Source organism: Cellulomonas biazotea (assembly GCF_004306155.1).
Taxonomy (GTDB): Bacteria; Actinomycetota; Actinomycetes; order Actinomycetales; family Cellulomonadaceae; genus Cellulomonas; species Cellulomonas biazotea.
Genome location: NZ_BIMR01000163.1, coordinates 1 through 5,006, shown reverse-complemented (window position 1 = coordinate 5,006; position 5,006 = coordinate 1). Strand labels below are relative to the sequence as shown.

Below are 5,006 nucleotides of genomic sequence, written 5' to 3'. Positions count from 1 at the left end.
GGACCGGTCGGGCCGCGCGCGCCCGACCGGTCCCGCCCCTCCCGCCCGCTCCCGCGCGGGCTCGACCCCACGACCACGCCCAACCCGGGCGCACCGACCCAAGGAGCAGACCGATGAGCCGAGCCGTGGACCACGTCGTCGTCGGCGGCGGCGTCATGGGGTCCGCCGCCGCGTGGCAGCTCGCCCGGCAGGGCCGGGACGTGCTGCTCCTCGAGCGGTTCGCGCCCGGCCACGCCCACGGCGCGTCGCACGGCAGCGGTCGCATCTACCGCACGACCTACGCGCAGGCCGACTACCTCGACCTCGCGCAGGAGGCGCTGCCCCTGTGGTCGGCCGTCGCCGACGAGGCGGACGTGCCCCCGGTGCTCAAGCACACCGACGGGATCAGCCACGGCCCCGACCTGCGCGACGTCACCGACGCCCTGCACGCCCGCGGCGTGCCCGCGCGCACCGTCGACCCCGCGGAGGCCGCCGAGCGGTGGCCCGGGCTGCGGTTCACGCTGCCCGTCCTGCACGAGAGCCGCACCGCGGGCCGCCTGCACGCCGACCGGGCCGTCGAGGCCCTGCAGCGGGCCGCCCGGCGGCACGGCGCGGCCGTCGAGCACGGCGCGCAGGTCACCGCGCTCGTCGACGTGCCCGGCGGGGTCGTCGTGCGGACCGCGACCGACGAGGTCGTCGCCCGGTCCGTCGTCGTCGCGGTCGGCGCCTGGACCCACCGGCTGCTGACCGGCGCGGACGCCCCCGACGCGCACGCGGTCGCCGCGGGCCTGCCCGCGCTCGTCGTCACGCAGGAGCAGCCCGCGCACTTCGCGCTGCGCGCCGACGCCCCCACGCCCGAGAGCTGGCCGGTGTTCACGCACCAGCCCGCCGACCTGGCCGGCTGGCCGAGCGGCACGTACGGGCTCGTCGACCCCGTCGAGGGGCTGAAGATCGGCTTCCACGGCGTCGGCCCGCGCACCGACCCCGACCACCGCACCTACCAGCCCGAGCCCGGGCAGCTCGCGCAGCTCCGCGACTACGTGCGCACCTGGGTGCCGGGCGCCGACCCCGACGACCTCGTGCCCGTGTCCTGCACCTACACCACGACCCCCGACCACGACTTCGTGCTCGACCGGCGCGGGCGCGTGGTCGTCGCCGCCGGGTTCTCGGGGCACGGCTTCAAGTTCGGGCCCGCCGTCGGCCGCGTCCTGGCCGACCTCGCCACCGAGGACCCGGACGGGCCGTCGCGCGCCGCCGCCGCGCGGTTCGCGCTGCACCGCCTCGGCCACCCCGCCCGCGCCTGACGGCCCCACGACCGACCCGCACCACCGACGACAGGACCCCCGATGAGCCCCACCACCCCCGCCCGCCGCGTCCCGCTGTCGGTGCTCGACCTCGCGATCGTCGCCGAGGGCACCACCGGCCAGGACGCGATCCGCGAGAGCCTCGACCTCGCGGTGCTCGCCGACACGCTCGGCTACCGGCGGTTCTGGTTCGCCGAGCACCACCTGGCACCCGGTGTCGCGTCGGCGTCGCCCGCGGTGCTCGCCGCGCTCGCCGCGGACCGCACGCGCCGCATCAAGGTCGGGTCGGGTGCCGTCCTGCTGTCCACGACGAGCCCGCTCGTCGCCGCCGAGCAGTTCGGGGCGATCGCCGCGCTGCACCCCGGGCGCGTCGACCTCGGGCTCGGACGCTCGTTCACCCCGCCGCCCACCACCACGGCGGACGCGCCCGCGCCGGTCCTGCCGGTGCGCCGCGACCCGCAGCCCGCCCGTGACGTCGACGGCCTGCACGTGCCCGCGTCGCCGCCCGTGGACCGCAACGACTCGGCGCTGCGCGAGCGGTTCCTGTCCCACGTGCGCGTCATCGGCGCGCAGCGCACCGCGGGCGACTTCCGGTCCGAGCTCGAGCTCGTGCTCGGCCTGCGCGCCGGGACGTTCCACGACGTCGACGGGCAGCACCACCCGAGCCCGCCCGTGCAGGGCGCCGACCTCGACCTGTGGGTGCTCGCGTCGAGCGGCGGCGAGAGCGCGCGCGTCGCCGGCGAGCTCGGGCTGCCGCTCGCCGCGAACTACCACGTGAGCCCGTCGACCGCCCTGGAGACCGTCGCGTCGTACCGCGAGGCGTTCCGGCCCGGGGTGCTCGCGGAGCCGTACGTCGTCGTGTCCGCCGACGTCCTCGTCGCCGAGACCGACGCGCGCGCCGCCGAGCTCGCCGACGGCTTCGTCGAGTGGGTCCTGTCGATCCGCGCCGGAGGCGGCGCCGCCGCGTACCCCGCGCCCGGCACGACCACGCCGTGGGACCAGCGCCCCGACGCCCAGCGCGACCTCGTGCGCGACCGCGTCGACACCCGGTTCGTCGGCTCGCCCGCGACCGTCGTCGAGCGGCTCGAGGCGCTGCAGCGCGTGACCGGCGCCGACGAGCTGCTCGTCACCACCGAGGCCTTCGCCCCCGCCGACCGCGAGCGCTCGTTCACGCTGCTCGCGCAGGCGTGGGGCGAGGACGCCGGCGCGGACGTGCCCGTCGCGACCGACGCGCGCGAGCCCGTCGCCGCCCGCTGACCCCGGGCCGCCGCACGCACCGGCGGCCACCCCTCACCCCGCCCGCCCCGCCACCCCAGGAGAGACCCGTGCCCGTCGAGTTCCTCGGCATCGCCGCCACCAACGACGCCTCCGAGACGTCCGAGCGCACGACCGCGCCGTTCGACCGCCAGTACCTCGAGCGGATCGTCCGCACCCACGAGGAGCACGGCTGGACGCGCGTGCTGTTCGCGTACGGCTCGTCCGGCCCCGAGCCGTCGGCGCTGCTCGCGCACGTCGCGGCGCGCACCGAGAGCATCGAGCTGCTGCTCGCGCACCGCCCCAACGTGTCGTACCCGACGTTCGCGGCGAAGTCGTTCGCGACGCTCGACCAGCTCTCGCAGGGCCGGCTGTCGGTGCACTTCATCACCGGCGGCAACGACCACGAGCAGCAGCGCGAGGGCGACACCCTGACGAAGGACGAGCGCTACGCGCGGACCCGCGAGTACATCCAGGTCGTCAAGAAGGCGTGGGCGAGCCGTGAGGCGTTCGACCACTCCGGCGAGTTCTACGAGTTCCGGGACTTCGTCCTCGACGTCACCCCCTACGAGGGGCGGACGCCGACGATCTCGTTCGGCGGGTCGTCCGATGCCGCCTACCGGGTCGGCGCCGCGGAGGCCGACATCTTCGCGGTGTGGGGCGAGCCCCTGGACCGCACGGCCGAGCAGATCGCCCGCATCCACCGCGAGGCCGCCGCCGCCGGTCGCACGACGCCGCCGCGGATCCACGCCGCGTTCCGGCCGATCGTCGCGCCGACCGAGGAGCTCGCCTGGGAGAAGGCGCACGCGATCCTCGGACGCATCGAGGCGCGCAAGGCGGCGCTCGGCGGCACGCTCAGCCGTCGCCACTCGATCGACGCCCCGCAGAACGCCGGGTCGCAGCGGCTCCTCGAGATCGCCGCGCAGGGCGAGCGGTTCGACACCGCGCTGTGGACCGCGACCGCGAAGGCGACCGGCGGCGCCGGGAACTCGAACGCGCTCGTCGGAACCCCCGAGACGGTCGCGCAGGCGCTGCTCGCGTACTACGACCTGGGCGTCCGCGTGATCTCCGCGCGCGGCTACGACCTGCTCCACGACGCCGCCGACTTCGGTCGCTACGTCATCCCGCTCGTCCGCGAGGGTGTCGCCGAGCGCGACGCCGCCGCGGCCCAGGCCGCCTGAGAGAGGCCCCCGTGCGCTTCCAGCTGCTCGACATCGTCTTCAACCCGCCGCACCCCGTCACCGGCGAGGCCGTCCCGCCGTCCGACCGGCTCCAGCGCGTCATCGAGCACGCGGTGCTCGCCGAGGATCTCGGGTTCGACTCGTTCGCCGTGGGGGAGCGGCACGCGGGGGACGTCCTGTCGTCCGCGCCGACCGTCATCCTCGGTGCCGTCGCCGCCCGCACGTCCCGCATCCTGCTGTCCACCGGTGTCACCGTGCTGTCCCTGCTCGACCCGGTGCGCGTCGCCGAGGACCTCGCGACCGTCGACCAGCTCTCCCGCGGGCGGCTGGAGATCGTCGTCGGCAAGGGCAACGAGGTCCTGCAGTACCCGCTGCTCGGTCTCGACATCGCGAAGCAGTACGAGTACCTGCAGGAGAACTACGAGCTCCTGCGGCTCCTGCTGTCCGGCGAGGACGTGTCGTGGGAGGGCCGGCACCGCCCGTCGCTCGAGCGCGCGACGACCCTGCCGCGGCCGTTCGCCGGGCCGTTCCGGATCTGGCACGGCTCCGCGACCTCGCGGTTCGCGGTCGAGCTCGCCGCGCGCTGGGGCGACCCGATCGTCACCGCCAACGCGCTGCAGCCCCGGGAGAACTACCAGGTGCTCCTCGACCACTACCGCGAGCAGTACGCCGCGCACGGCCACGACCCGCAGTACGCGTACGTCGGTTCGGGGTCCGGCGGGCTGTTCCTCGCCGACACCACCGAGGAGGCCGTCGAGCAGTACCGGCCCTTGTACGAAGGGCTGGTCCGGGCCCAGGACGCGCGCCGCCACGACCCCGCCGCCGTCGGGAAGGTCACGAGCTTCCGCACGATCGACGAGGCCGTCGAGCGTGGACCGGCGCTCGTCGGGTCGCCCGAGCGGGTCGCGGAGAAGATCCTCGACTACCACACGACCTACGGGCACGACCTGCAGTCCGTGTCGGTGAACCACCTGCTCGAGCCGTCGCGGCAGGAGGACGTGCTGCGCCGGTTCGCGCAGGAGGTGATCCCGCTCGTCCAGGCCGAGGTCGGCACGACGCTGTGGACCTCCGTCGACGAGCGTCGCGCGGCCGGGTTCACGACCGCCGCCGCGCTGCCGCAGCCGGCCTGACGACCACCCGGCGGGCCGTCCCGTCGCCGTCGGGGGACCCGACGCGGCGGCCCGCCGGGTCGCACGGCCACCCCCGCCGCCTCGCCTTCCGCGCTCCACGGGCCTCGGGGCCGTCGGCGTGGGCCCGTGCGACACGGCCCCGGGCTGCTGACGCGGCC

Annotated in this window: 4 protein-coding genes; all 4 read left to right on the top strand. The window is 76.1% G+C overall.

Annotation, left to right across the window (positions count from 1 at the left end; genetic code table 11):
* The first annotated feature begins 113 nt into the window (after window positions 1-113).
* The 4 genes from CBZ_RS11180 to CBZ_RS11165 all read left to right on the top strand — a co-directional run bounded on the left by CBZ_RS11180 (window position 114) and on the right by CBZ_RS11165 (window position 4,848).
* A complete protein-coding gene (locus tag CBZ_RS11180) occupies window positions 114-1,283 on the top strand; it encodes an FAD-dependent oxidoreductase (RefSeq protein ID WP_130781623.1) in 1,170 nt (389 codons plus the stop codon).
* A gap of 42 nt (window positions 1,284-1,325) precedes the next feature.
* The gene (locus CBZ_RS11175; RefSeq protein WP_130781622.1) at window positions 1,326-2,540 is read left to right on the top strand and encodes an LLM class flavin-dependent oxidoreductase; all 1,215 of its coding nucleotides are present in this window, start codon (window positions 1,326-1,328) and stop codon (window positions 2,538-2,540) included.
* Between the two features lie 68 nt (window positions 2,541-2,608).
* Window positions 2,609-3,718, top strand: a complete 1,110-nt coding sequence (locus CBZ_RS11170) for an LLM class flavin-dependent oxidoreductase (RefSeq protein WP_130781621.1) — start codon at window positions 2,609-2,611, stop codon at window positions 3,716-3,718.
* Window positions 3,719-3,729: 11 nt separating this feature from the next.
* Complete coding sequence (locus CBZ_RS11165; RefSeq protein ID WP_130781620.1) at window positions 3,730-4,848, top strand: LLM class flavin-dependent oxidoreductase; 1,119 nt, start codon at window positions 3,730-3,732, stop codon at window positions 4,846-4,848.
* Window positions 4,849-5,006 lie beyond the last annotated feature (158 nt).

Bases quoted from the DNA above. Each gene is read 5' to 3' on its own strand.
- CBZ_RS11180 (WP_130781623.1), top strand. From the start codon at position 114: ATGAGCCGAGCCGTGGACCACGTCGTCGTCGGCGGCGGCGTCATGGGG.
- CBZ_RS11175 (WP_130781622.1), top strand. From the start codon at position 1,326: ATGAGCCCCACCACCCCCGCCCGCCGCGTCCCGCTGTCGGTGCTCGAC.